The sequence below is a fragment of the Microbacterium sp. SORGH_AS_0862 genome, from assembly GCF_030818795.1.
Classification (GTDB): domain Bacteria; phylum Actinomycetota; class Actinomycetes; order Actinomycetales; family Microbacteriaceae; genus Microbacterium.
The window spans coordinates 1,005,048-1,030,920 of the sequence record NZ_JAUTAY010000001.1; the positions used below are offsets into that span (position 1 = coordinate 1,005,048).

The following is a 25,873-nucleotide window of genomic DNA, read 5'->3' on the forward strand; positions in this document are numbered from 1 at the left end:
CGCATGACGGAGACGAGCGGACCGGCGCTGGATCGGATGCTGTGCTTCTCGCTGTACTCGGCGAGCAGGGCGACGACCCAGGTGTACCGGCGCCTGCTCGAGCCGTGGCAGCTCACCTACCCGCAGTACCTCGTGCTCGTCGAGCTCTGGGACCGCGGGCCGCGCACGGTCAGCCAGCTGGGTGAGGGCCTCGGCCTGGATTCAGGCACCCTGTCGCCGCTTCTCAAGCGGCTCGAGAAGGCGGGCCTCGTCACCCGGACCCGCGAGGACGCGGACGGACGCGTCGTGACCGTCGCGCCGACCGAGCGCGGCACGGCCCTGCGCGCCGAGATGTCCGAGCTCCCGTCCCAGATGTGGAACTGCTACGGACTCGAGCCGGATGCGGCCCGCGCGCTGCTCACCGCCCTCCACTCGCTCACGGACACGTTGCACGCCGACGCCGACTGAGTTCCCCTCCCCCGAAGAATCAACGGAAGGTATCCCCCATGGACGTCCTCTACACCGCAGAAGCCCTCGCCACCGGAGGCGGCCGCAACGGCCACGTCACCACGAGCGACGGCATCCTCGACGCCGACGTGCGCGTCCCCAAGGAGATGGGCGGAGCGGGCGAGGCCCTGAACCCGGAGCTGCTGTTCGCCGCCGGCTACTCGGCCTGCTTCCACAGCGCGCTGCAGTCCGTCGCCCGGATGCAGAAGGTCGCCATCCACGACACGAGCGTCGGCGCCCGCGTCGGCATCGGCCCGAACGGCCAGGGCGGCTTCCAGCTGGCCGTCGAGCTGGAGGTCGTCATCCCGGATCTCCCCGCCGACCAGGCGCAGGCCCTCGCCGACGCGGCACACCAGGTCTGCCCGTATTCGAACGCCACCCGCGGCAACATCGAGGTCACGGTGCGAGTCGTCGAGGACTGACAGGCTCCTCAGAGATGGAGGCGGTACCCCATGCCGGTCTCGGTGAGCAGATGCACCGGGCGGGCGGGGTCCGCCTCCAGCTTCTTGCGCAGCTGCGACATGTAGAGGCGCAGGTACCCCGAATCGTTGACGTTCTCGCTCGCCCAGATCTCCTTCAGCAGGCTCTGGCGGGTCACCAGCGCACCGGGATGCCGCGCGAGGAACTCCAGCATCCGCCACTCCGTCGGCGTCAGATGCACCCGCGCGCCCGCACGAGTCACCGTCTTGGTCGCCAGATCCAGCTCGACGTCCCCGAAGCGCACGACGGGATCGTCGACGGATGCGGCGGCGCGCCGTCCGAGCGCGCGCAGCCGCGCCAGCAGCTCGTCGATCTGGAACGGCTTGGTCACGTAGTCGTCGGCGCCCGCATCCAGCGCGTCGACCTTGTCGGCGGAGCCGGTGCGTCCGGAGACCACGATGATGGGCGCCGTCGTCCACCCGCGCAGGGCTTCGATCACCTGCACGCCGTCGAGATGCGGCATGCCGAGATCGAGCAGCACGATGTCGGGGTGCGACTGCGCGGCCAGCGTGATCGCGGCCGCACCGTCGGCTGCGGCGACGACGTCGTAGCCGTGCGCGGCGAGCGTGATCCGCAGGGCCCGCACGAGCTGGGGATCATCGTCGGCGACCAGGATCTTCACGAGCCCATCCTCCCCTCGGATGCGGCATCCGCCGGCCACAGCGGCAGCGAGACGACCATGGTGAGGCCGCCGCCGGGGGTGTCCTCCGCGGTCAGCGTGCCGCCCATCCCCTCCGCGAAGCCGCGCGAGAGCGCGAGTCCGAGCCCGAGCCCGACCGTGTTGTCGGTGTCGCCCAGCCGCTGGAACGGCGCGAACATGTCGTCCCGCCGCTCGGCGGGTACGCCCGCACCTCGGTCGACGATGCGGATCTCGGCCCGCTCGGCGAGGCTGCTGGTCGCCACCCGCACCCGGGCGTCCGGCGGCGAGTGGCGCGCGGCGTTCGCGAGCACGTTCACGATGATCCGTTGCAGCAGCACGGGGTCGGCCGCGATCGCGGGCAGGGCCGGATCGAGCGCGAGCTCGACCCGGTCGGGACCGAGGCCCAGCTCATCGAGGGCGGCGAGGACCGAGCCTGCGGCATCCACCGGCGCGAGCGCGACGGCGAGCACACCGGCCTCCACGCGGCTCACGTCGAGCAGGTCGGTCACGAGCGTCGACAGGGTCGCGAGGCTCTCCTCGGCGGTGTCGAGCAGCTCGCGCCGATCGGAAGGGCTCATGTGCGCTCCGGCGGCCCGAAGGCCGCCGATGGCCGCGACCGCAGCGGCGAGCGGCCGGCGAAGGTCATGGCTGACCGCTGAGAGCAGGGCCGTGCGCACCTGATCGGTGGCGGCGAGCGCATCGACCTCTCGCGCCGCGGCCGACAGGTCGGTGTGCTCGAGGGCTGCGGCGAGCTGCGCGACGATCACTTCGAGCAGTCGCCGAGCCGACGCATCCGGATCGGGGCCGTGCAGCTCGAGGACCGCGTCGCCGACCGGGAGCGTCGTGAAGCCGCCGCCGCGCACCGGCTCGCCGTCGGTGGCGATGACCTCGCCGTCGGCGGCGATCAGGCGCACCCCTGCGAGCCCGAACGCCTCGCGCGTGCGGGTGATGAGGGCGGGCACCGCACTCTCGCCGCGCAGCACGGATCCGGCCACCGTGGCCAGCAGCTCCGACTCCGCGGCGGCTCGTTCGGCACGGCGGGTGCGTCGGGCGGCCTGGTCGACGATGTAGCTGACGAGGATCGCGATCACGACGTACAGCCCCAGGGCGAGCGCGTGCAACGGATGCGCGATCGACACGGTGAAGGTCGGCGCGACGAAGAGGAAGTCCAGCGTCAGCCCCGAGAGGACCGCCGCGAACAGCGCCGGCCAGATGCCGCCCACGAGCGCGACAACCACGACGAGCAGCTGGAAGGCGAGCACGTCGGAGGTGATCGACTCGTCGCTCCGGAAGGCGAACAGCGCGGCCGACAGCAGCGGACCCGCGGTCAGCGCGATCACGAAACCGAGGATGCGGCGCTTCACGCTCAGCGCTCCCCGCTGCACCGAGGGCAGCCGCATCCGTCCGCCGGCGGCGGCCGCGTGGCTCACGATGTGCACGTCGATGTCGCCCGAGAGCCGGATGACGGTGGCCCCGATCCCGGGTCCGGTGGCCGCCGCGGCCCACCGGGAACGGCGGCTGACGCCGATGACGAGCTGGCTCGCGTTCACGGAGCGGGCGAAGTCGACGAGGGCGCGCGGAACGTCGTCGCCGACGAGCTGGTGGTAGGTGCCGCCGAGGGATTCGACCAGCGCGCGCTGCTGTGCGAGCGCGCCGGGCGTCGCGCGACGCAGCCCCTCCGCGCTGGACACGTGCACGGCCAGCAGTTCACCGCCGGCCGAACGGGCCGCGATCCTGGCGCCTCGGCGGAGCAGCGTCTCCCCCTCGGGGCCCCCGGTGAGTGCGACGACCACCCGCTCGCGCGTCTGCCACGTGCCGCGGATGTCGTGCGCGCTCCGATAGTCCTTGAGCGCGCTGTCGACCTCGTCGGCGAGCCAGAGCAGCGCGAGCTCGCGCAGCGCGGTGAGGTTGCCGAGGCGGAAGTAGTTGGAGAGGGCCGCATCCACCCGTTCGGCGGGATAGACGAGCCCGGCCGACAGCCGGTCCCGCAGCGACTGCGGCGCGAGATCGACCACCTCGACCTGGTCGGCGCCGCGCACGACGGTGTCGGGCACGGTCTCGCGCTGCGCGACGCCGGTGATCTGCTCCACCACGTCGCCGAGCGAGGCGATGTGCTGCACGTTGACGGTGGTGATCACGTCGATGCCCGCGGCGAGCACCTCTTCGACGTCCTGCCAGCGCTTCTCGTTCCGCGATCCTGGGGCGTTCGTGTGGGCGAGCTCGTCGATGAGGGCGACGTCGGGATGCCGCGCGATGACCGCATCCACATCCATCTCCTCCAGCTCGACGCCCCGATGCGCCCACCGCCGCCTGGGGATCTGCGCGAGCGCCTCGGCCTGCTGCGCCGTGGCCGCCCGGCCGTGGGTCTCGACGACGGCGATGACGACGTCGAGACCCTCCTGGGCGAGTCTCGCGCCCTCCCGCAGCATCTGGAACGTCTTGCCGACGCCCGGCGCCGCGCCCAGCAGCACGCGCAGCCTCCCGCGCTTCATGCCCTCACCCTAATCTCCCCGGGTCGCCCGCCGATCTTCCCCACTCACGGTGAACCGCCGATTCGCCTGCCCCAGATCGAGCCGTGGCTGTCGATCTGGGGCAGGCGAGCAACGCCACTACCCGCTCACCTGTCACAGTTCGACTCGCAGGCGTCGATCTGGGACAGGCGAGCAAGGCCACCACAGGCGAGCAGGACCGCGGGGCGGGCGGGAACACGCATGCCCGCCTCACGGCGCCAGCGCGTCGAGGGCGAGGTTCAGCTCGAGCACGTTCACCCGCGGCTCGCCCAGGTAGCCGAGGTCGGGACCGGTCGTGTGCGCGGCCACGAGCGCGCGCACCTCGCCCTCGTCCAGTCCGCGCGCGCGGGCGACGCGGGCCACCTGCAGCGCCGCGTAGGCGGGGCTGATGTGCGGGTCGAGTCCGGACCCGGATGCGGTGAGCGCGTCGACCGGCACGGATGCGGGATCGACACCCTCGAGCTCGGCGACCGCCTGCCGGCGCTCGGCGATCGAGGCGAGCAGGTCGGGGTTCTCGGGACCCAGGTTGGACCCGGACGAGGCACTCGCGTCGTAGCCGTCGCCGGCGGCCGACGGCCGCGACTGGAAGTACTGCGGCAGAGCGGCGCCGTCGGCCTCAGTGAACGACTGGCCGATCAGGGCGCTGCCGACGACCGCGCCCGCGGCATCCGTGACGAGCGAGCCGTTCGCCTGCGCGGGCAGGGCGAGCTGGCCGACGCCCGTGATGAGCGCGGTGTAGCCGACGCCGAGGACGAGGGTCGCCGCGATCAGGGCGCGCACGGCGACGCCGGACTGGCGGAGGGCGGAACGAAGCGACATGGTGGCGTCTCCAGAGGGGCTCAGAAGCCCGGGATGAGGCTCACGACGAGGTCGATGAGCTTGATACCGAGGAACGGGGCGATCACGCCGCCCAGTCCGTAGATGAGGAGGTTGCGGCTCAGCACCTGCGATGCGGATGCGGGCCGGTAGGTCACGCCGCGCAGGGCGAGGGGGATGAGGAAGACGATCACGATCGCGTTGAAGATGATCGCGCTCGTGACGGCGGATGCGGGCGAGCTCAGCTGCATCACGTTCAGTGCGGCGAGGCCGGGGAAGACCCCCATGAACATCGCCGGGATGATCGCGAAGTACTTGGCGACGTCGTTCGCGAGCGAGAACGTGGTGAGGGCGCCGCGGGTGATGAGCAGCTGCTTGCCGATGCGGACGATGTCGATCAGCTTGGTGGGGTCGCTGTCGAGGTCGACCATGTTGCCGGCCTCCTTCGCCGCCGACGTCCCCGTGTTCATCGCGACACCCACATCCGCCTGCGCGAGAGCGGGCGCGTCGTTCGTGCCGTCACCGGTCATGGCGACGAGGTTCCCACCGGCCTGCTCCTTGCGGATGAGGGCCAGCTTGTCTTCGGGGGTGGCCTCGGCGAGATAGTCGTCGACACCGGCCTCGGCGGCGATCGCTCGCGCCGTCAGCGGGTTGTCGCCCGTGATCATCACGGTGCGGATGCCCATGGACCGCAGCTCGTCGAAGCGTTCGCGCAGCCCCTCTTTGACGATGTCCTTGAGGTGGATGACGCCCAGGATGCGGGTGCTGGCGGCATCCGCCACGGCGACGACGAGCGGAGTGCCGCCTGCGGTCGAGATCGCCTCCACCTCGCTGGTCAGCTGCGCCCTGGTGGCTGTGGCGATCACGCTCCCCTCAGACTCGACCCACGCGGTGACCGCCGAGGCCGCTCCCTTGCGGATGCGGGTGCCGTCGGCGAGGTCGAGGCCGCTCATCCGGGTCTGCGCGGTGAAGGGCACGACGACCGCTCCCTCGGGCTCGGTGGCGTCAATGCCCTGCGTGCGGGCGAGGTCGACGACCGACGTGCCCTCGGGCGTCGGGTCGGCGAGCGAGGAGAGGGCGGCGGTACGGGCCAGCTCCTGTGCGTCGACCTGCGGCAGCGCGACGAATGCGGTGGCACGACGGTTGCCGTACGTGATGGTGCCGGTCTTGTCCAGCAGCAGCGTCGTGACATCGCCCGCCGCCTCGACCGCGCGGCCGGACATCGCGAGCACGTTGCGCTGCACGAGGCGGTCCATGCCGGCGATGCCGATCGCGGACAGGAGCGCTCCGATCGTGGTCGGGATGAGACAGACCAGCAGCGCCACGAGAACCGGCACGGAGACGGGGGCCGCCGCGTAGGAGGCGATCGGGTTCAGCGTCAGGACGACGATCACGAAGACGATCGACAGGCTCGCGAGCAGGATGTTGAGGGCGATCTCATTGGGCGTCTTCTGGCGTGAGGCGCCCTCCACGAGCGCGATCATGCGGTCGACGAAGGTCTCGCCGGGCCGGGAGGTGATGCGCACGACGATGCGGTCGCTGAGCACCCGCGTGCCGCCGGTGACGGCGCTGCGGTCACCGCCGGATTCCCGCACCACCGGCGCGGATTCGCCCGTGATGGCCGACTCGTCGACCGTCGCGATCCCCCAGACGATGTCGCCGTCGCCGGGGATGAGCTCGCCCGCGGTGACGACGACGACATCGCCGAGGGTCAGCTCGCTCGATGCCACCTCGGTCGTCGCTGTCTTCTCCCCGGCACGGTCGCGCTCAGGATCGTAGGCCAGGAGGCGGCGGGCCATGGTGCTCGTGCGCGTCGAGCGCAGCGCCTGCGCCTGGGCCTTGCCGCGCCCCTCCGCGACGGCTTCGGCGAGGTTCGCGAAGATCACCGTGAGCCACAGCCACAGCGCGATGCCCCAGGTGAAGCCGAAGGGCACGGCCGAGCCGCCGGTGCTCTCGGGACCGCCCAGGAAAGGCTCCGCGATCGCGATGAGGGTCGTGAGAGCGGCGCCCACCCACACGAGGAACATGACCGGGTTGCGCCACAGCGCGGCCGGGTTGAGCTTGGCGAGCGCGCCGGGCAGAGCCTCGGCGAGCTGCGCGGCCCCGAAGGCGCGACGGCGGCCGTGCGCGCCGCCGGCGGCCTCGCTCTCGGTCGGGCGGGTGAGATCGGGGGATGCGGGAAGTCGGGACATGGTCACAGAAGCCCTTCCGCCAGGGGACCCAGCGTGAGAACGGGGAAATAGGTGAGTGCGGTGATGAGCACGCTCACGACCACGAGGAGGCCGACGAACTGCGGCCGGTGGGTCGGAAGGGTGCCGGACGTGCCGGGAACGCGCTCCTGCGCAGCGAGCGAGCCCGCGAGCGCCAGCACGAGCACGATCGGGACGAATCGCCCGAGCAGCATCACGACGCCGAGCGCGGTGTCCAGCCAGGGGGTGTTCGCGGTGAGACCCGCGAACGCGGAGCCGTTGTTGTTGGCCGCCGACGTGAACGCGTAGAGCACTTCGCTGAACCCGTGCAGGCCGGGATTGAGGATCGACGTGGACGCGACGTCGTCGCGCACGCCAGGCAGCGCGAAGCTCAGCGCGGTGGCGGAGAGCACGAGCACGGGGGTCACGAGGATGTACAGGCTCGCGAGCTTGATCTCGCCGGGGCCGATCTTCTTGCCGAGATACTCGGGGGTCCGGCCCACCAGCAGGCCACCGATGAAGACCGCGATCACGGCGAGGATCAGCATCCCGTAGAGGCCCGACCCGACACCGCCCGGCGCCACCTCGCCGAGCATCATGTTGATCATGGTCATGGCCCCGCCGCCGGCCGTGAAGGAATCGTGCATCGCGTCGACGGCACCCGTGGAGGTGACGGTCGTAGAGGTGGCGAACAGCGTGGAGGCCCAGATGCCGAACCTGGTCTCCTTGCCTTCCATCGCGCCGCCGGCGAGTTGCGGTGCACTGCCGAAGCCCTGCACCTCGAACCAGGTGAGCAGCGAGAGCGAGACCGCGAACAGAGTCCCCATCACCACGAGGATCGCGTAGCCCTGACGGTTGTCGCCGACCATGCGGCCGAAGGCGCGGGGCAGCGAGACGGGGATCACGAGCATCAGGAAGATCTCGAAGAGGTTGGTCCACGGCGTCGGGTTCTCGAACGGATGCGCCGAGTTGGCGTTGAAGAAGCCGCCGCCGTTGGTGCCCAGCTCCTTGATGGCCTCCTGCGAGGCCACGGGACCGCCGGGCAGGTTCTGCACCGCACCGCTGATGGTGTCGACGGGGGTGAAGCCCGCGACGTTCTGCACGACGCCGCCGATGATGAGCACGATCGCCGCGACGATCGCGAGGGGCAGCAGGATGCGGCCGACACCGCGGACCAGGTCGACCCAGAAGTTGCCGATCGTGCCGGATCCGCGCCGCGCGAAACCGCGCACCAGGGCTACCGCGACGGCGAGTCCGACGGCCGCCGAGAGGAAGTTCTGCACGGCCAGTCCCGCGAGCTGCACGGTGTAGCCGAGGGTGGCCTCGGGCGAGTACGACTGCCAGTTCGTGTTGGTGACGAAGGAGACGGCGGTGTTGAAGGCGAGCCCCTCCGGCACCGCGGGAAGCCCCAGTGCGTAGGGCAGGAACTGCTGCGTGCGCTGCAGGAGGTAGACCAGCAGCACACCGGCGGCGGAGAAGATGAGCACGCCGCGTGCGTAGGCCTGCCAGCTCTGCTCCGCCTCGGCGTCGACACCGATCACGCGGTAGACACCGCGTTCGATGCGGGCGTGCCGGGGCGAGGTGAAGACGAAGGCGATCAGGTCGCCGAGCGGCCGGTAGACGAGCCCCAGCGCCAGCAGCAGGGTCGCGATCTGGAGGATGCCGAAGGTGATCGATTCCGCATCCATCAGAACTTCTCCGGGCGCACGAGCGCGATCACGAGGTAGACGACGGCGGCGACGGCGAGGGCAGCGGCGACGAGGGAGATGACGATCATGCGCGCTCACTCCGGGTGGCGCCGGTCGGCCGGGTGGACGCGCGGTCGCCCGCCTGCAGGGCGTCGACCCCCTTCAGAACGAGGGCGACGAGCGCGAAGAGCGCGAGCGTCGCGAGGACGTAGACGAGATCGAGCACGGGGACTCTCCAGAGAACACGCCGCGCGGTCGGCGCGGGCGCCCCGCTCGGGGCACTCGTCGATCGAACGCCTCCGCGGGGGCGCTTCCCGCCGTCCTTACGGAATCCGAACGCCCACCATCCGGATCCTCACGTCCTCCTCATCCGGCCGCGTCGGGAACGACACACTCGGCATGACTTGCACTATCAGAACAATGGTGCAAAAATGCACATCATGGCCGAAAGTGCAGAATCGGGACGAGATCGCAAGCGCCGCCAGACGGAGGGCGCGCTCGTGTCCTTTGCACGCCGACTGACGGCGGAACACGGACTGGCGGGGTTCACCCTCGAGCAGCTGTGCGAGCAGGCAGGCGTCTCGCGCCGCACGTTCTTCAACTACTTCGCCTCGAAGGAGGACGCCGTACTGGGTTTCGGCCTGCACCGCGACGACAGCGCCGCCGAGCGCGCCTTCCTCGACGGGCGAACCGGCGCGGGGAGGCTCTCCCCCACCCTGCTCGACGACCTGGCCGAACTCGTCTCCGCACGGTGGGCGAGCATGGACGTCGCCCCGGAGAGCATCTCGGAACTGATCACCGCCGTGGAGCGCGAGCCCCGCCTCCTGCCGCGCCTGCTGGCGCACGCCGTGGAGATGGAGCGCTCGGACGCCCGGTTGATCGAGAAGCGCGAAGGCCTCGACCCCGGAGATCTCCGCGCGCGGCTCGCCGCCCAGATCATCGGCACCATCGCGCGGGACACCGCGGAGGCATTCCTCGGCTCCGGCCCGGGCGAGCCTCCGCCCACGCGGCGTGAGCCATCCGCCAGCTACGCCGACCTCTACGCCGAACGCCTCACCGCGGCGCGCGAGCTCTTCCTCACCCAGGACCTCCTCCCGAAAGGCCCCTCCGCATGACCTCGACCACCGCTCGGGCCGACGCCCCGCTGCTGCTGACCAAGCGCCGGATCTGGGTGATCTTCTCCGCCCTGATCGCCGGGATGCTGCTGTCCAGCCTGGATCAGACGATCGTGTCGACGGCCATGCCCACGATCGTCGGCCAGCTGGGCGGCGTCGAGCACCAGGTGTGGATCACGACGGCCTACATCCTGGCGACGACGATCGTCATGCCGGTCTACGGCAAGTTCGGCGATGTCCTGGGCCGACGCAGGCTCTTCCTCCTCGCGATCGCGATCTTCACGCTGGCCTCCGTCGGCTGCGCCTTCGCGAGCGACTTCTGGATGTTCGTGGCCTTCCGCGCCGTCCAGGGCCTCGGGGGCGGCGGGCTCATGATCCTTTCGCAGGCGATCATCGCCGACATCGTGCCGGCGAAGGAGCGCGGCAAGTACCTGGGACCGCTCGGAGCCGTCTTCGGCCTCTCGGCCGTCGCCGGCCCGCTCCTCGGCGGATTCTTCGTGGACCACCTCACCTGGCAGTGGGCGTTCTACATCAACATCCCCGTGGGCATCGCCGCGTTCGTCATCGGGCTCTTCGCGCTCCAGCTCCCCAACAAGCGCGCGACCAAGCCGATCGATTGGCTCGGCGTGCTGTTCCTGTCGGCGGCGACCACGTGCCTGATCATGTTCACCGACTTCGGCGGCGACCGCGAGGTGGGCTGGACCTCGCCCGTCACGTGGGCCTGGGGTGCGGGCATGGCCGTGGCGGTCGCGATGTTCGTGTTCGCCGAGTCGCGCGCGGCCGATCCGATCATGCCGCTGAGCCTGTTCCGCAATCCCATCTTCGTGAACGCCACCGCGATCGGCCTCGTGCTGGGCATCGGGATGTTCGCGGCCATCGGCTTCGTCCCGACGTTCCTCCAGATGTCCACGGGCACCTCGGCCGCGACCTCCGGGCTGCTCATGCTGCCGATGATGGTGGGACTGATGGGCACCTCGATCTTCTCCGGGATCGCGATCACCCGCTCGGGCCGCTACCGGCTGTTCCCCATCGTGGGGACGATCGTGACGGGCATCGCGATGACAGCCATGACGACCTTGACGGCCTCGACGCCCGTCTGGCTGATCTGCGTCTTCCTCTTCGTCTTCGGCGCCGGGCTCGGGCTGATCATGCAGGTCGTCGTGCTCGTGGTCCAGAACGCGGTACCGGCGGCGGAGCTGGGCACGGCGACCAGCTCGAACAACTACTTCCGCGAGGTCGGGGCGGCCCTGGGGACGGCCGTGTTCGGAGCGCTGTTCACGAGCCGACTGACGGAGAACCTCAACGGCGTGTTCACCGGCGCGGGCGCATCGGCATCGGATGCGGCCGCGGCGACCGCCACTATCGACCCGAGTGTCCTCGGCTCGCTGCCGGAGTCGGTGCGGACGGGTGTCGTCGACGCCTACGCCGACGCTCTGGCACCGGTGTTCTGGTATCTGCTGCCGTTCGTGGCCGTCGCCTTCGTCCTCTCGCTCTTCCTCAAGCAGATCCCGCTCTCCGACGTCTCCGGACTCGTGGCGCGCGGAGAGGCGATCGGCGGGGCCGAGGCCGAACGCCTCGAAGCGGAGCGTCAGTCGACCGCCACCCGTGACGCGGGACCCACCGTGCCCTAGGGTGTGGCGCATGATCATCGTCACGACGAACGACGTCCCCGGTCGCACGATCACCGAGGTGCACGGCGAGGTCTTCGGGCTCACCGTGCGCTCGCGCCATATCGGCTCGAACATCGGCGCCTCGTTCAAGGCCCTCGCCGGCGGCGAGCTCAAGGGTCTGCGCCTACGGTACGGCCGTGACGATCGCCTGATGCGTCAGATGACCGCGTCGGCGTAGGCCGCCGCCTCGAGCACCGCCTTGGCGTCGTCGAGGCGCGCGAAAACACCTCGGCAGGTGCCGAGCCCGTCGACGGCTTCGAAGCCGTTCGCCTTCTCGGTCACGGTGCCGACGAACGCGGACGCCGTGCTGGCGACGTGGAGACCGTCCTCGACCTGCACCCACAACGCCCGCGGAGCCGAGTCGGGCACCTGCTGGATCATCATGTGAGCTTCCACATCCGAGATTCTGCGCCGACCCTCCGACGCCCGAACGCCCCTGGCAGGGAAGGAGACGATCTGCTATCCACGGGATGCGGGAGGAGGCGACATGTCGGAGGACGCACGGGATGCCGTACCGGGTGACGGCCGCGACGAGAGCGAGAACGAACGGGCGGATCGCAACTGGGACGAGCTCATGCAGGAGCTACGCGTCATGCAGACCGGCACGCAGATCTTGACCGGGTTCCTGCTCGCCGTCGCCTTCCAGCCCCGCTTCGCCGACCTCGACGCGCTCCAGGTGGTTCTCTACATCACGCTCGTCGGGCTCGCAGGCCTGTCGACCCTTCTCGCCCTGGCGCCCGTCACCCTGCACCGGACCGTCTTCGCCCGCCGGATGAAGCCGGCTCTCGTCAGGGTCGCTGCGCGCATCGTCGCCATCGATCTCGCCGTCATCGCCCTGCTCAGCGTCGGCGTCACGGCCCTCATCGTGGATGTCACACTCGGCCGGACGGCAGGAGCAATCGCGCTGATCGTGGGCGCTGTCCTCGTCGTGGGGCTCTGGGTCGTGCTGCCCCGACGGTTCCGGCGCGAGCGCCACAGTAGTTAAGCTAGTTAAACGGAATTAGTTAAGCGCTTTCCTGGGGTTACCTTAGGGCAATGGGCCAATTGCTTTACGACGGCGGCAGCCAGTCTTTCGACATCGATGACCGGGCCCTCGCACATCTGCGCCTCGTCTTCATGAACAAACTGCGCCGCGGAGAGCCGTTCCTGCTGCACCTCGCCGACACGAGCGGCATCGGCACCCGCAGCCTCTGGGTGCATCCGGCCATCTCCCTGGTGTTCGCCTTCTACGGCAGCCGCAACCCCGCGCTCAACCGGGAATGGCTGGACGCCATGATGGCCGAGGCAAATGGCCCGCATGGCTTGACGCTGTCGCCCGAGCCGGCAGTCAGCGACACTCCGCATCGACAGCCTGCGTGATCTTCTCCATCAGCTGCACCACCGCGGCCGACACCTCCGGGTCGAGGTCCCCGACAGCCTGACGGATGCGGGCACCCACCGGGTCGAGGTCGTCGATGTCGGTATCCCGGTCGAACGGCACGACGAGCTTGCTGCGGCGATCATCGGGATTGGTGCGGAAGGTGACGAGCCCGCCGGCGTGGAGTTTGTCGAGGATGCCGCTGACCGCTGCGGGCGAGACGCCCAGATGCTCCGCGATGTCGCCGGGGGTGAGGTCCTCCCCCGCATCCGCGCGCTCCAGGATGAGACGCATGGCGGCGCGCGCGTTCTCGCTCGGACCGCAGGCGGTCTGACGGCGGCGGCTCAGACTCGCCTCGGCGAGCCTCAGGCGTTCGATCGCCGAGACCGCCGGGTCGATCTTGCGTTCCTCTGCCGTGCTGCCGGCCATGTCACTCCGCTCACAAGTTAACTACTAGTCTTTCTAGCAAACATCTTCGCCGACGGGAGAGACCACCACAACCCGGGCCCAGGAACGACGACGCGGTTTTGCGCAACCCCTCGGCGCCCCTCTATCGCCGCGCGCTATTCTGCCGGGATGTACATGCTGGACGGCGGCCCCCGAGCCGGTCAGCTCGTGGACGATCTCCCCGAAGGCTACGCGCTCGGAGACACCCGTTCCGCAGCTGCCGTCGTGCTCGTCGGCGACATCCCCGCTGCGCGCGCGTCGTGGCGCGACAGCTTCCCGCGATTGCGCGCGTTGCGCCGCCAAGACGGCTGAGCCCCCGCGGATCACGAGCGCTCCCCGCCCTTCGCGTCGACCAGCGAGAGGGGATCGGCGATGTCCTCGAGCGACTTGCCGGCCGCGCTGACGCCGAAGATGCCGCACACCACACCGCCGATCATCATCACGGCCGAACCGAGCACGTACCCCCAGAAGAGCGGGCCGCGGTCCGAGCCGTCTCCGATGAGGGCCCCGTACAGGGCGGGCGCTGCGGCTCCGACGAGCTGACCGATCGAGAAGACGTACGAGATCACCTGGCTGCGCAACTCCAGCGGGAAGATCTCGCTCACCGTCAGATAGGCCGCAGAAGCGCCGGCCGACGCGAAGAAGAACGACGCGCACCAGAAGATCGTGTGCGTCACCGCATCCAAGGCGCCGATGTGGAACAGGAACGCGCTGGCCAGCAGGATGAGGCCCGCCAGCACGTACGTGCCGAACAGCATCCGTCGTCGGCCCCACGTATCGAAGAAGTTTCCCAGCACGAGCGCGCCGGCGAGGTTGCCCAGGGCGAAGACGATGAAGTACTGCGACGCGGATGCGGGCGGCACGTCGTAGAAGTTCTCGAGCACGAGCGCGTAGGTGAAGAAGATCGCGTTGTACAGGAACGACTGCGTCACCATCATCGTCACCCCGACCAGGGTGCGCCGCGGGTACTGCCGGAAGAGCACCTTGGCGATCACCAGGAACGGCACACGCCCGTACTCCTTCACGACGATCGCCTTGCTCTCATCGACCGGCGGGATCTCCTTGCCCTCCTTGCGGATGCGCTCCTCGATCTCGTCGACGCCGCGCTCGGCTTCCGCCTCGCGTCCGTGCGTCATCTGCCAGCGCGGGCTCTCCGGGATGTGGCGGCGCAGCCAGATGATGAGGATGCCGAGCACGGGGCCCACGAAGAAGCTGAGCCGCCAGCCGAGGTCCTCCGCGAAGATGTCCTGGTTGAGGAAGAAGGAGCTGGCCACGGCGCCGAGGGCCGCGCCGCCCCAATAGGTGCCGTTGATGGCGATGTCGACGCGTCCGCGGTACTTCGCGGGGATGATCTCGTCGATGGCCGAGTTGATCGCCGCGTACTCTCCGCCGATGCCGGCACCGGCGACGAAACGCCAGATGTAGAAGAACCAGGGAGCGAAGGCGAGACCGGCGACAGCGCTGCCGACCAGGTAGATCGCGAGGGAGATGAGAAAGAGGTTCTTGCGCCCGAGCTTGTCGGTCAAGCGCCCGAACACGAGGGCGCCGGTGACCTGCCCCAACAGGTAGAAGGTGGCCGCCAGCCCCACCTCGAAGGATCCCATGCCGAGGGTGGCCGCGTAACCGGTGGCCGCGACGATCTGCACTTCGAGTCCGTCGAGGATCCAGGAGAAGCCGAGGCCGACCACGATCATCCAGTGGAATCTCGACCACGGCAGGCGATCCATGCGAGCGGGAACGAGGGACCTGATCTCGGTGGGCTGCAGCGACATGTCTCATTCCTTCCACAGGCGGCTCCGCTGCCCCCTGCCGCCGACCTTCCTACTCCCGCCCCGCGCTCCGCGGTCGAACCTTGACCCGGACGGCGCCGAGGAGTACGCGCATCGCCTACCGTCGAAGGATGAGCCCGCTCCTCGCATCCGTCACCGCCGCTGTCGACGGATGGCGCACCCGCGCCGGGGCAGAGGAGACCACGCGCGCGGACTTCGTCGAGGCGCTTCGCGACCACGGCCAGGCGGCCCTGGAGCGCTCGGGGCCGCCGACGCACGTCACGGCCAGCGCCCTCGTGTTAGACGAGGACGCCGAGCACGTCCTGCTGTGCTTCCACGGCAAGGGCCGGTTCTGGGTGCAGCCCGGCGGGCACCTCGAGGCGGGCGACACCTCCGTGGAGGGCGCTGCACTGCGCGAGCTGCAGGAGGAGACCGGCCTGTCCCCCGCGCTGCTCCACGCCATCGCGGTGGCGGATCTGGATCATCACGCGCTCGGCGGCGGCTTCGGCCGGTGCGCGTCGCACCTCGACATCGGCGTCATCGGCCGCGTCTCGGACCTGAACGCTCCCCTCGTCGTCAGCGACGAATCGGATGCGGTCGCCTGGTGGCCCGTGGCGGCGCTGCCGTCCGACTCGGCGCCGGGGCTCGCCGATCGCCTGGCCCGGGTGCTCGCGGCGCGCTGAGCGGCGCTACTGCGCGGGCTGCGCGAGGACCTCGGCGTCGACCGCGGTGCCGTTCAGCTCGAGGTAGAGCCGGGATTCCAAGACGGAGACCGTCGCGGTGTTGCGCCGTTCGAGAGCAGGGCGCGCGCCGTCGATGAAGCCGGGCGTGAAGCTGACCAGGCGGATCGCGTCACCCCGGTGGATCTTCTTGCCGTCCCACGAAGCGGCGACCTTCACCGGGTCACGATGGGTGTAGACGACGACCCGATCGGCGAGCTTGCTGCCGAAGTGCAAGCGCGCCGCATCCGGCGCCCCCACCTCGATCCACGCGGTGATCGCACCCGTCGCGTCACGCACGAGCACCGCGGGCTCCTCGGCCTGCGAGATCCCCTCACTGAAGGCGATGCCCTCCTCGTACTCCAGGCAGAACGCCAGCACCCGGGTCAGCATGAACGCGTCCGTCTCGGAGGGATGGCGGGCCGCTCGGAGCGTGAACTGCTCGTACACCCCGCGGTCCACATCCGACAGCGTCACATCGAACGTGTACATCGTCGCGCCGGCAGCCATAGCTCTCGAGCCTACGCGGCCGCCGCCACTCGCCGTGAGCGGCCGGCTCAGCGCCGACCGCGCCAGCGCACCGCGATCATGACGGCGATCGCACCCGCTGCGGCGCAGGTCGCGATCGGGGCCTCGGGAAGGAGCACGACCGCCGCTCCCGACCCCGCGGCCAGCACGATCGCGTCCAACGCCCACACGAGCCGCACGCCGGCCATCGGGTCGCCCATCGGGGTCGGCATCGGTGCGAGCAGCACCGGGGGCATCGGCCCCTTCAGCGCGCTCGCCAGCCGCAGGGCGAGCGTCATCAGCGCCTGGAGCGCCACCGCCGGCACGGGCGCCGCGCCGACCCCCGAGACCGCCCCAGCGAGCCCGGCCGCGAACGTCGCCAGGGCGATGGCGGCCACGAGCGGGAACAGGGCGTGCAACGCGACGAGCGACGCATCGGCAACACCGTAGAGCGGTACGTCGGCGGCAGCGCTCGCGGCGTGACGGATGCCGTCGGTCACCGGCCCGAGGCCCGCGAAGGAGAGGAGCCCGGCGACGGCGCCGAGCAGAAGCGTCGGCGTGCCGGGTACGAGCGCGAGCACCGCCAGGACACCGGCGAGCGCCAGTGCCACGACCCCGAGCGTGAGCCGCAGCGGTGTGCGCAAGGACCCGACGGCGTCCCGGCGCAGGATGACCGACCACAGCCGGCCGCGTGGAGCCAGGGCGGGCAGGCGTCGGCCGTGCGCGGGGCGGGCGCGATAGACGTCCGCCGCCTGGCCGAGATCCAGCCCGGCGGCCGATGCCTGCGCCGCATCCGCGCGCGCTGCCTGCGCGAGCAGCTCATCCGTGCGCAGCCGGTCCAGCAGCCACGGCGTGACCGCCGCGAGCGCGAGCGCGAGCGCCGTCAGCGGGATGAGGCCGCTCGTCCCGCCGCCGAGCGGGTACGCGGCGGCGACCCACCCCATGGGCGTCGCGATGCTCGCGGCGGGAACGGCGACCGACAGCACCCCGAGGCCGAGCACGAGGGCCGCTGCCGGGAGCGCGAGGCGCGGCAGTGCCTGCCCGAGCAGCCACGCGCAGACCGTCACCGCACCCGCCAGCGCGCCGGCCGCAGCGAAGCCTGCGACGGAGGCCGCGGACGCCATCCCGTTCGCCGCGAGACTCCCGCCGGCCAGCGCCGCCGCCACGGTCCCGAGTCCGATCGAGACGATCCCCGCGGCCAGCACCGGCCCGAGGAAGGCGCGCGAGCGGGGGATGGCGCTGGCACCGAGCGCGTAGCTCAGCGCGTGCGGGCGAAGGGCCGGGCCGCGCGAGGGTCCCCCCGCCAGCGCAGCGGCCCAGACCACCGACGCGGCCAGTGCGATCACGCGGGGCGCACGCGGGTCCGCGAACAGCGCGAGACCGCTGGGCCCTGCCGCACTCAGCCAGACCGCGCGCACGACCGGCGCCACCGCCACGAGGGCCACCAGCGCGAGCAGATAGACCGCGAAGGCCCGTTCCTTGCCGCTCCGGGCGCCTCGCTGCCGCCACAGTGCGACGGCGGTGCGCACGCTGCCGCTCACGCGACGCGCTCCAGATGCACCGTCTCGTCGGCGACGAGCTCCGCGAGCCGCGGATGGTGGGTCGCGACCACGAGAGTGATTCCCGCATCCCGCCGCGCCCGCAGCGCGGCGATGACCGCTTCCACGTGCTCGGGGTCGAGGCGCTGTTCGGGCTCGTCGAGGATCAGCACCTCGCAGGGACGCACGAGCACGAGCGCGAGGCCGAAGAGCTGGGCCTGCCCCGACGACAGCTCATGGGGGAACCGCTCGTGCAGCGTCTGCAAGCCGAGCTCGTCGAGCGCGGCACGCGCACGCGCATCGGCTTCCTCCGATGTGAACCACGTCACCGCGACAAGGCGGACGTGTTCGAGCACGGTGAGATCGGGCGCGAAGGGCGGCAGCCCGATCATCGCCGCGACCCGTCGGCGGAAGGTGCGGTCGCGCTGAGAGATGGCCGCCCCGGCGATGCGCGCCGAGCCGGCGGACGGTGCCTGTATGCCCGCAAGCACACGCAGGAGGGTCGTCTTCCCGGTTCCGTTGCCGCCCCGCACGGCCAGCGCCGTGCCCGCATCCACGCGCCGGGTGATCGTGTCGAGCAGCGTGACGTCACCGGATACGACGCGCACCGCATCGACCTCGATCATGCGGAAGTCTCCTCGGATGCCGGGGCGCGGCGACGCCGGGCAGCCGAGCGCGGAGGCGTGTGCCTCATGTGGTCGCGGACTCGCCCGAGAATGTCGGCGAGTGCATCGATGTCGCCGGCAGAGAGCCGCGCGAAGAGCAGATCCTCGAGGATCGCGATGTGCCCGGGGAAGACCCGTCCGAGCACGTCCCTGCCCTCCGCGGTCAGAGCGACCGCGACGCTGCGATCATCGTCGGGCGACGCCGATCGGGTGACGAGACCCCGCTTCTCCAGCACCTGGGCCTGGTACGTCAGGCCACTGCGGCTGTACACGACGCCGTCGGCGAGATCCGTCATCCGCAGCGAGCCCTCGGGGGCATCGCCGAGCGTCGCGAGCAGCTGGAACTGGACATAGCTCAGATCGCCCGCCTCCTTGAGCTGCTGCTCGACGGCATGACGCAGAAGGCTGCTGACCTCGATGAGACCGAAGTATGCGGCGAGCTGGACGGCGCTCGGACCCGTCGGCGATGAACCCATGCAGCGAGCGTAGCAGTGCTACCGATTCGAAACAGTTGCTTCGAATTCGAACCACTGCTATCGTCATCGTATGCTTCGAATCCGAAGCACTTACCTGAGGAGACAATCATGAAGGCAGTACGGTTCCACGAGACGGGCGGCCCCGAGGTGCTGCGCTACCAGGACGCACCGACGCCCGCGCCCGCCAGCGGACAGGTACGCATCCGCGTCGCCGGCGTCGCCTACAACCCGGCCGACGGCGGGATGCGCGGAGGCTTCCTCCCCATCCCCATCACGCTTCCGCACATCCCCGGGTACGACGTCGCGGGCATCGTCGACGCGCTGGGCGAGGGAGTCGATGATCTGGAGATCGGCGACAGCGTCATCGGGCTGATCCCCATGGAGTCGGACGGCGCGGCCGCCGAGTACGTGGTGGTGCCGGCCGCCGTCGTCACGAAGGCCCCGCTCACCACTCCGCTGGCGGATGCGGCGGGGCTTCCCTCGGTGGGACTCACCGCATCCCAGGCCCTCTTCGAGGGGGCAGGACTCAGCGCCGGCCAGCGCGTGCTCATCAACGGTGCCGGCGGGCCGGTCGGCGGCTACGCCGTCCAGCTCGCCCGGCGCGCGGGAGCGCACGTGATCGCCACCGCGAGCGGACGCAGCCGCAGCATGGTCGAGGCGGCCGGCGCGCATGAGATCGTGGACCACACCGTCACGAGGCTCGAGGACGCCGTGGCCGAGCCGGTCGACGTGCTGCTGAACCTCGCGCCCATCACGGCCGAGGGCTTCCAGGCCCTTGTGCCGCTGGTGCGCGACGGCGGCGTCGTGGTCTCGACCACGCCGACGGTGCCGACGCCCGGTGACGACGCGCGCGACGTCCGGGCGGTGACGATCTTCGTCCGCTCCGACGTCGACGAGCTCGCCCGCCTGGTCTCGCTCGTCGACCGCGGCGAGCTCCGCGTGGAGATCGCCGAACGTCTGCCGCTCGCGAACCTGCCGCGCGTGCATGAACGCGCCGAGGCGGGCGACGTGCACGGCAAGATCGTGTTCCTCCCGTCGGCAGGCGACTGAGTCCGGCCTACGCGAGCGCGCATCACTCGGCGGAGCGCACCCACCGCCGCCACTCGGCCTGAGGGCTGAATCCCGCAGCGGCCCAGAACGACTGCCCCAGCCCGTTCTGCTCCAGCACCATCGCGTCGAGCCGCCGCGCTCCCAGACGCGCGAGCCGGTTCTCCGCGCGACGAAGCAGCTCACCCGCGACCCCGCGGCCTCGCTGCTCAGGGTGGACGGCGAGGCGGTAGAGGTGCGCTCGCCATCCGTCCCAGCCGGAGATCAGCGTGCCGACGACGCGCTCCCGCTGCACGGCGACGTCGAGAGCCGTCGGGTCCCGGAGCACCAGCGTCTCCACCGTCGCGACATCGTCGGACGGACGAGCATCGTTCTCCGCCGCCTCTGCCCAGAACGCGAGGATGCGGGCGACATCCTCGACACGGGCCGGCCGGAAGACGAGGTCCTCGAGGTTTGCGCTCACACGGCGAGCGTAATCCCGTGACGGGACTCCATCGGCGTGCGCCGGGCTCAGTGATGGAAGCCGGAGCCGGTGGTGCGCTCGCGCGGCAGCGGGGCATCCAGCCGATCGAGAAAGTCCACCTCGGCGCGGATGTCGGCGATGAGCGATGCCGCGAGGTCCCGGCTGAGCCCGACCTTCACCACGATGCGCTGCAGCACCGTGTCGCTCATGTCGTCGGCCATCGGATAGGCCGGCACGAGCCATCCCTTCATTCGCAACCGGTCCGCCAGGTCGTACAGGTTCCAGACGTCCGTGTGGCCGGCCTTCAGGGTCCAGGCGAAGACCGGAATGGTGTCTCCGCGGCTCACGAGCTCGAACGGCCCCATGCGTCCGATCTCACCCGAGAGGAACTGCGCCACGTCGAGCGAGTTCTGCTGGACGGCCCGGTAGCCCTCGCGCCCGAGGCGGAGGAACTGGTAGTACTGCAGCAGCACCTGCGCGCCCGGGCGGGAGAAGTTGAGGGCGAGGGTGGGCATGTCGCCGCCGAGGTAGCTGACGTGGAACACGAGGCTCTCCGGCAGCACCGACGGATCCCGCCAGACGACCCAGCCGACACCGGGATAGACGAGTCCGTACTTGTGTCCCGAGGTGCTGATCGAGTTGACGCGCGCGATGCGGAAGTCCCAGTCCAGCTCGGGCTGGCAGAACGGGGCGATCATGGCGCCGGAGGCGCCGTCGACATGGATGCGGACGTCGAAGCCGGTGGCGGCCTCGATCTCGTCGAGCTTCGCCGCGATGGCGGCGACCGGGTCGTAGAGCCCGGTGAAGGTCTGTCCCAGCACCGCGACGACGCCGATCGTGTTCTCGTCGACGTACTGCTCCAGGCCTTCGCCGTCCAGCGTCAGGTGATCCGGGGAGACCGGCACGTACCTCGGTTCGATCTCCCAGTAGTTGCAGAACTTCTCCCACACCACCTGAACGGCAGCCGACATGACGAGGTTGGGCCGATCGGTCGGCCGGCCCTGGGCTCTGCGACGCTCCTGCCACAGCCGCTTGAGCGCGAGCCCGCCCAGCATGCAGGCCTCCGAGGAGCCGATCGTGGAGGTACCGATCGCGTCGGCGTCGCCCGGTGCGTGCCAGAGGTCCGCCAGCATCCGCCAGCACCGCTCCTCGATCTCGGCGGTCGCCGGGTACTCGTCCTTGTCGATCATGTTCTTGTCGAAGGCCTCGCGATACAGCCGCTGACCGTGGTCGTCCATCCACGTCGTGACGAACGTGGCGAGGTTCAGGCGCGAGTTGCCGTCGAGGATCGCCTCGTCATGCACGATCTGATACGCCGTCTCGGGCAGGCTCGGTCCTGCCGGGAGTCGATAGCGGTCGAACTCCGTGGCCTCCCCCGGCCGCACGAACACCGGATTGATACTCAACCGGTCCTCGCTTCCGGCGGGCGGACGGTGGGGACCTCGACGAGCGTTCATTGCTGCCTCCGGGCGTGTGTTCGCGTGCGCCCACACAATCACGACGGGCACGTCGAGGGCGAGGGATCTCAGCGGGTCGTCGGATCCGAGGCGTGCGCCGGTGCGAGCCGGTAAAGGACTTCGGGACGGCCGCGCTTGCCGTAGCGGTGGGCCCGATCGACGAGCCCCAGGTCGACGAGGTGCGTCAGATAGCGGTGCGCTGTCGCTCGCGACAGATCGCACGTGGCAGCGACGTCGGCGCCGGAGCGCGCGATGACGGGGTCGAGAGCTGCCGCCACCCGATCGAGCGTGGGCTGCGCAAGGCCCTTCGGCAGTGCGAGTGCGGCCGCGGGCGTCATGTCGGCGTGCGTCCCGGTGCGGATGCCTCCCGTCGCCAGCAGCCGGTCGATCTCGCCCTGGCTCAACGGACGCTCGCGCGCATCCTGCTGCGCCTGCTGACGACGTGTCCGGTACTGCTCGAGCTGGGCGCGCAGCGCCGATTCCGTGAAGGGCTTGATCAGGTATCCCACCACGTGCGCGGCGAGGGCCTGGCGTACGGTCGTCTGATCCTGCGACGAGCTGATGACGAGCACGTCCACTTCCGACCCGCCGATCGTGCGCAGACGGTGCAGCACCTCGATGCCGCTGATGTCGGGCAGTCGCATGTCGAGCAGGATGAGATCGACCGCGTCGACCTCGAAGCCCAGCGCCTCCCGCCCGCTCGCGGCCGTGCCGACAACCGTGAAGCCGCTCGTCGCTGCGACGAAGCCGCTGTGGAGCGCGCGGGCTCCCCTGTCGTCGTCGACGACGAGCACGCGGATGTTCCCGTTCACGGGCGCCTCGCCATCTCGAAGGAGAACCTGGCCCCGCCGAGCGTCGAGGCGCCGACTTCGATCGTTCCCCCTCGGGCGGTGACCAGGCGGCGCACCAGGTCGAGACCGATGCCTCGTCCGCCGCCGGAGGCATCCGGTTTCGAGGAGAACCCGAGGGCGAAGATCCGCGTCGCCTGGCGCGGGTCCACGCCCGGCCCGTCGTCCTCGACCGCCCCGACGAGCAGATCGCCGCGCTCGCGGAGCACGCAGCGGATGCGGGCGGCCCCCGCCTCCGCGGCGTTGCGACAGAGGTTGGTGAGGACGGTCACGACCTCGTCATCGATGTCGCGCGCGACGGCGATGTCGAACTCGACCTGCGCACCGTGGGCGAGCACGTCGGAACGCACGGCATGGACGGCGGCATCGCGCAGCGGCATACCCGCATCCCGTTCATCGTGCCGCGCACCCGATACGGGCACGAGATCCTCGATGTAGGCGAGCGCCTCGTCCGCGTCGCCTCGGGAGACGAGCCCGTGCAGGACGTGCAGGCGTGTCGTGAACTCGTGGGACTGCTCGCGAAGCGCCGCCGTCGTCCGCCCCATCTGCGCGTGCTCGAGTGCCAGCTCGTCGAGCCGGCGGAAGCGGCGCTCGACCGCCGCCGTGAGCGCGGAGCTGGCGAGCGTCGCGACGATGAGCGCCCCCACCGCCCAGGGCAGCAGAGCCCCCAAGGCCTGCTCGCGTTCGGCGGCGATGTCGGACTCGAGCACCCCGACCGCGACCATGCCCACCACGCGGTCTCCGTCGACGACCGGCACCTTCGCGCGCAGCGACGGCCCCGACGGGCCCGTCTCGGTACCGAGGAACGGGGTGCCCGCGAGCACCGAGGCGTTCGTGGTCGAGACCTGCACACCGCGCTCGGACGCGAGCGGATGCGTGATGCGCACGCCCTCGTCGTCCGTCACGACGACGTAGTAGACGCCCGCCGCGCGGGCGACCAGCTCCGCGATCGGCTGCAGCGCTGCCGTCGCCGGAGCGAGATCCGCCGCATCGGCGAGGTCGCCCGGCGTTCCCGCATCGGAGACGGATGCGACCGTCTGGCGGACCTCGCTCAGAGCGGCGAGGCTCGTGGCCACCTCCTGCACGCGCTCCGCCGTCGCGTCACGGATGCGGCTCTCCTGCAGCGCGAGGGCGACCGTCGTCGTGACCCCGAGAGCGGCGAGGGTGACGATCGAGGGCAGCACGAGCATGGCGAGCCGGACGGCGCGCTGCCGGTGCCCGAACGCCATCGTGCTCGCTTCCTCGCCGTGCGGCTCCGTCGCCGCGTGCGCGTTTATGGGAACAAATCGGCGCGACCGGCCCCGCCGGCTCGCGCGCTGCCATCCTAGGTCGATCTCGCGGCGACGACGATGTCCGCGCGAATGGAGCAACGATGACCACCCCCTCGGACGAGTCCGCCCCCCGGACGAAGACCACCACCAGAACCGTGATCGGCCGCGTGATCGGCGGTGTCGTGACCGCAGCCGCGGTCGGCATCGCCGCGTTCGGCTCGATCAGCTCGGCCGCCGCCGGACAGGAGATCAGCGCCTCGATGACCATCGTCGCCCCCGCCGCCGCCGGCGGCGGATGGGACGGGGTCGCGCGCGAGCTGCAGCAGGCGCAGAAGGCGAACGGGCTCGTCAACAACGTGCAGGTCGTCAACATGCCGGGAGCCGGCGGCACGATCGCCCTCGGCAACGTGTCGGTGCTGAACGGCCAGGCGAACAACCTGCTCGTCGGCGGCACGGGGCTGCTGGCCGCGACGATCCAGTTCAACTCCGCCGCGACCCTCGCCGACGTCACACCGTTGGCCGTCGTCGTCGAGGAGTACGACGTCATCGTCGTCCCCGCGGACTCCCCCTACGAGAGCCTCGACGACCTCGTCGCGGCGTGGCAGGAGAACCCCAAGGCGCTGCCCTGGACGGGCGGCGGCTCGTTCGACCAGCTCGTCGTGACCGACCTCGCCCTCGCCGCGGGGATCGACCCGGTCGAGACGACCTACATCTCGTCCGACGGCGGCGGCGAAGCGATCCAGGCGCTGCTCAACGGCACGGCGAAAGCCGCGGCGGGCGGATACCCCGACAACATCGACCAGATCGAGGCCGGACGCCTCCGTGCCCTCGCCCTCGTCGCCAAGGAGCCGGTCGAGGGGATCGACATCCCCACCGCGGCCGAGCAGGGCTACGACATCTCGCTCACCAACTGGCGCATGCTCGCCGCCCCCGCAGGGCTCACCGACGACGAGGTGGATCAGCTCACACAGCTCATCCTCGACTCCGTCGAGACCCCCCAATGGCAGGACGCCGTCGACCGCTACCGCTGGACCGAGCGCGTCATCACCGGGGACGAGCTCACCGGCTTCCTCGACGACGAGGAGTCCCGCATCCGCACGCTCTACGAGGAGATGGGCCTGTGACCTTCCCCGCCAATCCCACCGCCACCTCCGCCGTCCTCGGCGAGCGCCTGCGACTCGTCTCCGGGCCCGGCATCGCAGCGCTGCTGAAGGGCTTGACGATGCCCGTCATCGTGGCGGCGTTCGCCACGTACCTGCTGATCGGCATCCTGACGATGCGGGTGCCCGAGGGCGCCGCCTTCCCCGGGCCGCAGTTCTTCCCCGGCATCGTCACCGCCGGTCTCTACGTGTTCGCCGTCTCGCTCGCGATCACCGCGGTGCGGGAGGTCCGGGCGATGCCCGACCCGCTCACGGCGGAGCTGCTGGCGGCCGAGGCCGCCGACGACGATGCGTCACCACCGCGGCCGGTGCGCGTGGACGTCCGCTCGCTGGCGTGGGTGCTGGTGTCGTTCTTCGCTTTCGCGCTGCTGCTCGATCTGCTCGGCTGGCTCATCGCGGCGACCCTGCTCTTCTGGTGCATCGCCCGCGGATTCGGGGCGTCCAAGCCCATCCAGATGCTCGCGGTCGGCGCGACACTGAGCTCGCTCGCCTACATCGGATTCGACATGCTGCTCGGGATGCCGCTCCCGTCCGGCATCCTCGGGGGGTTCTGAC

The 25,873-nt window shown here is 70.6% G+C and carries 30 protein-coding genes; 12 read left to right on the forward strand and 18 right to left on the reverse strand.

Annotated features, from left to right (window positions below; translation table 11 throughout):
• Nucleotides 1–3 precede the first annotated feature (3 nt).
• Nucleotides 4–447 carry a MarR family winged helix-turn-helix transcriptional regulator gene (locus tag QE377_RS04615; RefSeq protein ID WP_307320040.1) on the forward strand — a complete coding sequence of 148 codons (444 nt, stop codon included), beginning with the start codon at nt 4–6 and terminating at the stop codon, nt 445–447.
• Nucleotides 448–485: 38 nt separating this feature from the next.
• Complete coding sequence (locus QE377_RS04620) at nt 486–908, forward strand: organic hydroperoxide resistance protein (protein WP_137418928.1); 423 nt, start codon at nt 486–488, stop codon at nt 906–908.
• A gap of 8 nt (nt 909–916) precedes the next feature.
• Here the strand turns inward: QE377_RS04620 and QE377_RS04625 are convergent, their stop codons facing one another.
• The 7 genes from QE377_RS04625 to QE377_RS04655 all read right to left on the reverse strand — a co-directional run bounded on the left by QE377_RS04625 (nt 917) and on the right by QE377_RS04655 (nt 9,035).
• Nucleotides 917–1,588 carry a response regulator gene (locus tag QE377_RS04625; protein ID WP_307320043.1) on the reverse strand — a complete coding sequence of 224 codons (672 nt, stop codon included), beginning with the start codon at nt 1,586–1,588 and terminating at the stop codon, nt 917–919.
• Nucleotides 1,585–4,098 carry an ATP-binding protein gene (locus QE377_RS04630; RefSeq protein ID WP_307320045.1) on the reverse strand — a complete coding sequence of 838 codons (2,514 nt, stop codon included), beginning with the start codon at nt 4,096–4,098 and terminating at the stop codon, nt 1,585–1,587. Before QE377_RS04630 ends, QE377_RS04625 begins: the two co-directional genes overlap by 4 nt.
• A 228-nt stretch (nt 4,099–4,326) precedes the next feature.
• The gene (kdpC, locus tag QE377_RS04635; protein WP_307320047.1) at nt 4,327–4,935 is read right to left on the reverse strand and encodes a potassium-transporting ATPase subunit KdpC; all 609 of its coding nucleotides are present in this window, start codon (nt 4,933–4,935) and stop codon (nt 4,327–4,329) included.
• A gap of 20 nt (nt 4,936–4,955) precedes the next feature.
• A complete protein-coding gene (gene kdpB / locus QE377_RS04640; protein ID WP_307325873.1) occupies nt 4,956–7,124 on the reverse strand; it encodes a potassium-transporting ATPase subunit KdpB in 2,169 nt (722 codons plus the stop codon).
• A gap of 2 nt (nt 7,125–7,126) precedes the next feature.
• Nucleotides 7,127–8,809: a potassium-transporting ATPase subunit KdpA gene (gene kdpA / locus QE377_RS04645; protein ID WP_307320049.1), complete on the reverse strand. Its 1,683-nt coding sequence runs from the start codon at nt 8,807–8,809 to the stop codon at nt 7,127–7,129.
• Entirely contained in the window at nt 8,809–8,898 is a 90-nt protein-coding gene (locus QE377_RS04650; RefSeq protein WP_137418923.1) for a potassium-transporting ATPase subunit F, read from the reverse strand. Before QE377_RS04650 ends, kdpA begins: the two co-directional genes overlap by 1 nt.
• On the reverse strand, nt 8,895–9,035 hold the full coding sequence (locus QE377_RS04655; protein WP_307320051.1) for a hypothetical protein: 141 nt from the start codon (nt 9,033–9,035) through the stop codon (nt 8,895–8,897). The genes QE377_RS04650 and QE377_RS04655 overlap by 4 nt, the downstream gene beginning before the upstream one ends.
• 214 nt (nt 9,036–9,249) lie before the next feature.
• Between QE377_RS04655 and QE377_RS04660 the strand changes: the two genes are divergently transcribed.
• From QE377_RS04660 to QE377_RS04670, 3 genes are read left to right on the forward strand one after another with little or no spacing between them, the layout of a single operon-like run.
• Entirely contained in the window at nt 9,250–9,924 is a 675-nt protein-coding gene (locus QE377_RS04660; RefSeq protein WP_307320053.1) for a TetR/AcrR family transcriptional regulator, read from the forward strand.
• Complete coding sequence (locus QE377_RS04665; RefSeq protein ID WP_307320055.1) at nt 9,921–11,555, forward strand: MDR family MFS transporter; 1,635 nt, start codon at nt 9,921–9,923, stop codon at nt 11,553–11,555. Before QE377_RS04660 ends, QE377_RS04665 begins: the two co-directional genes overlap by 4 nt.
• Before the next feature lie 10 nt (nt 11,556–11,565).
• A complete protein-coding gene (locus tag QE377_RS04670; RefSeq protein ID WP_307320057.1) occupies nt 11,566–11,772 on the forward strand; it encodes a heavy metal-binding domain-containing protein in 207 nt (68 codons plus the stop codon).
• Here the strand turns inward: QE377_RS04670 and QE377_RS04675 are convergent.
• Nucleotides 11,751–11,975, reverse strand: coding sequence for a hypothetical protein (locus QE377_RS04675; protein ID WP_307320060.1), 225 nt, complete (start codon nt 11,973–11,975; stop codon nt 11,751–11,753). The two genes, QE377_RS04670 and QE377_RS04675, sit on opposite strands and share 22 nt — an antisense overlap.
• A gap of 106 nt (nt 11,976–12,081) precedes the next feature.
• Between QE377_RS04675 and QE377_RS04680 the strand changes: the two genes are divergently transcribed.
• Together QE377_RS04680 and QE377_RS04685 are read left to right on the forward strand one after the other, a co-directional pair.
• Nucleotides 12,082–12,579: a DUF6328 family protein gene (locus QE377_RS04680; RefSeq protein WP_307320061.1), complete on the forward strand. Its 498-nt coding sequence runs from the start codon at nt 12,082–12,084 to the stop codon at nt 12,577–12,579.
• A gap of 50 nt (nt 12,580–12,629) precedes the next feature.
• Nucleotides 12,630–12,953 (forward strand): ATP-dependent DNA ligase, encoded by a 324-nt coding sequence (locus QE377_RS04685; RefSeq protein WP_307320062.1) that lies wholly within the window; start codon nt 12,630–12,632, stop codon nt 12,951–12,953.
• Here QE377_RS04685 and QE377_RS04690 read toward each other — a convergent pair.
• Nucleotides 12,922–13,380, reverse strand: coding sequence for a MarR family winged helix-turn-helix transcriptional regulator (locus QE377_RS04690; RefSeq protein ID WP_307320063.1), 459 nt, complete (start codon nt 13,378–13,380; stop codon nt 12,922–12,924). The genes QE377_RS04685 and QE377_RS04690 overlap by 32 nt on opposite strands.
• A gap of 147 nt (nt 13,381–13,527) precedes the next feature.
• Between QE377_RS04690 and QE377_RS04695 the strand changes: the two genes are divergently transcribed.
• Complete coding sequence (locus QE377_RS04695; RefSeq protein WP_307320064.1) at nt 13,528–13,710, forward strand: hypothetical protein; 183 nt, start codon at nt 13,528–13,530, stop codon at nt 13,708–13,710.
• Between the two features lie 11 nt (nt 13,711–13,721).
• Here QE377_RS04695 and QE377_RS04700 read toward each other — a convergent pair whose 3' ends face one another.
• Nucleotides 13,722–15,170, reverse strand: coding sequence for an MFS transporter (locus tag QE377_RS04700; protein WP_307320065.1), 1,449 nt, complete (start codon nt 15,168–15,170; stop codon nt 13,722–13,724).
• A gap of 128 nt (nt 15,171–15,298) precedes the next feature.
• On the opposite strand from QE377_RS04700, the gene QE377_RS04705 reads away from it, so the two are divergent.
• The gene (locus tag QE377_RS04705) at nt 15,299–15,850 is read left to right on the forward strand and encodes an NUDIX hydrolase (RefSeq protein ID WP_307320066.1); all 552 of its coding nucleotides are present in this window, start codon (nt 15,299–15,301) and stop codon (nt 15,848–15,850) included.
• Between the two features lie 6 nt (nt 15,851–15,856).
• On the opposite strand, the gene QE377_RS04710 is transcribed toward QE377_RS04705, so the two are convergent.
• From QE377_RS04710 to QE377_RS04725, 4 genes are read right to left on the reverse strand one after another with little or no spacing between them, the layout of a single operon-like run.
• On the reverse strand, nt 15,857–16,396 hold the full coding sequence (locus QE377_RS04710) for a YaeQ family protein (protein WP_307320067.1): 540 nt from the start codon (nt 16,394–16,396) through the stop codon (nt 15,857–15,859).
• 47 nt (nt 16,397–16,443) lie between these two features.
• Nucleotides 16,444–17,934 (reverse strand): hypothetical protein, encoded by a 1,491-nt coding sequence (locus tag QE377_RS04715; protein ID WP_307320068.1) that lies wholly within the window; start codon nt 17,932–17,934, stop codon nt 16,444–16,446.
• Nucleotides 17,931–18,557, reverse strand: a complete 627-nt coding sequence (locus QE377_RS04720; protein ID WP_307320069.1) for an ATP-binding cassette domain-containing protein — start codon at nt 18,555–18,557, stop codon at nt 17,931–17,933. Before QE377_RS04720 ends, QE377_RS04715 begins: the two co-directional genes overlap by 4 nt.
• The gene (locus tag QE377_RS04725) at nt 18,554–19,072 is read right to left on the reverse strand and encodes a MarR family winged helix-turn-helix transcriptional regulator (protein WP_307320070.1); all 519 of its coding nucleotides are present in this window, start codon (nt 19,070–19,072) and stop codon (nt 18,554–18,556) included. The genes QE377_RS04720 and QE377_RS04725 overlap by 4 nt, the downstream gene beginning before the upstream one ends.
• Nucleotides 19,073–19,180: 108 nt before the next feature.
• On the opposite strand from QE377_RS04725, the gene QE377_RS04730 reads away from it, so the two are divergent.
• Nucleotides 19,181–20,122 carry an NADP-dependent oxidoreductase gene (locus QE377_RS04730; RefSeq protein ID WP_307320071.1) on the forward strand — a complete coding sequence of 314 codons (942 nt, stop codon included), beginning with the start codon at nt 19,181–19,183 and terminating at the stop codon, nt 20,120–20,122.
• Between the two features lie 22 nt (nt 20,123–20,144).
• Here the strand turns inward: QE377_RS04730 and QE377_RS04735 are convergent, their stop codons facing one another.
• The 4 genes from QE377_RS04735 to QE377_RS04750 all read right to left on the reverse strand — a co-directional run bounded on the left by QE377_RS04735 (nt 20,145) and on the right by QE377_RS04750 (nt 24,116).
• Entirely contained in the window at nt 20,145–20,582 is a 438-nt protein-coding gene (locus QE377_RS04735) for a GNAT family N-acetyltransferase (protein WP_307320072.1), read from the reverse strand.
• A 47-nt stretch (nt 20,583–20,629) separates the two neighbouring features.
• Entirely contained in the window at nt 20,630–22,039 is a 1,410-nt protein-coding gene (locus QE377_RS04740) for a glutamate decarboxylase (protein ID WP_307320073.1), read from the reverse strand.
• A gap of 68 nt (nt 22,040–22,107) precedes the next feature.
• A complete protein-coding gene (locus QE377_RS04745) occupies nt 22,108–22,851 on the reverse strand; it encodes a response regulator (protein ID WP_307320074.1) in 744 nt (247 codons plus the stop codon).
• A complete protein-coding gene (locus QE377_RS04750) occupies nt 22,848–24,116 on the reverse strand; it encodes an ATP-binding protein (RefSeq protein WP_307320075.1) in 1,269 nt (422 codons plus the stop codon). Before QE377_RS04750 ends, QE377_RS04745 begins: the two co-directional genes overlap by 4 nt.
• A gap of 143 nt (nt 24,117–24,259) precedes the next feature.
• Between QE377_RS04750 and QE377_RS04755 the strand changes: the two genes are divergently transcribed.
• Complete coding sequence (locus QE377_RS04755) at nt 24,260–25,282, forward strand: tripartite tricarboxylate transporter substrate binding protein (protein WP_307320076.1); 1,023 nt, start codon at nt 24,260–24,262, stop codon at nt 25,280–25,282.
• Nucleotides 25,279–25,872, forward strand: coding sequence for a tripartite tricarboxylate transporter TctB family protein (locus QE377_RS04760; RefSeq protein ID WP_307320077.1), 594 nt, complete (start codon nt 25,279–25,281; stop codon nt 25,870–25,872). The genes QE377_RS04755 and QE377_RS04760 overlap by 4 nt, the downstream gene beginning before the upstream one ends.
• The last annotated feature ends 1 nt before the right edge of the window (nt 25,873 follow it).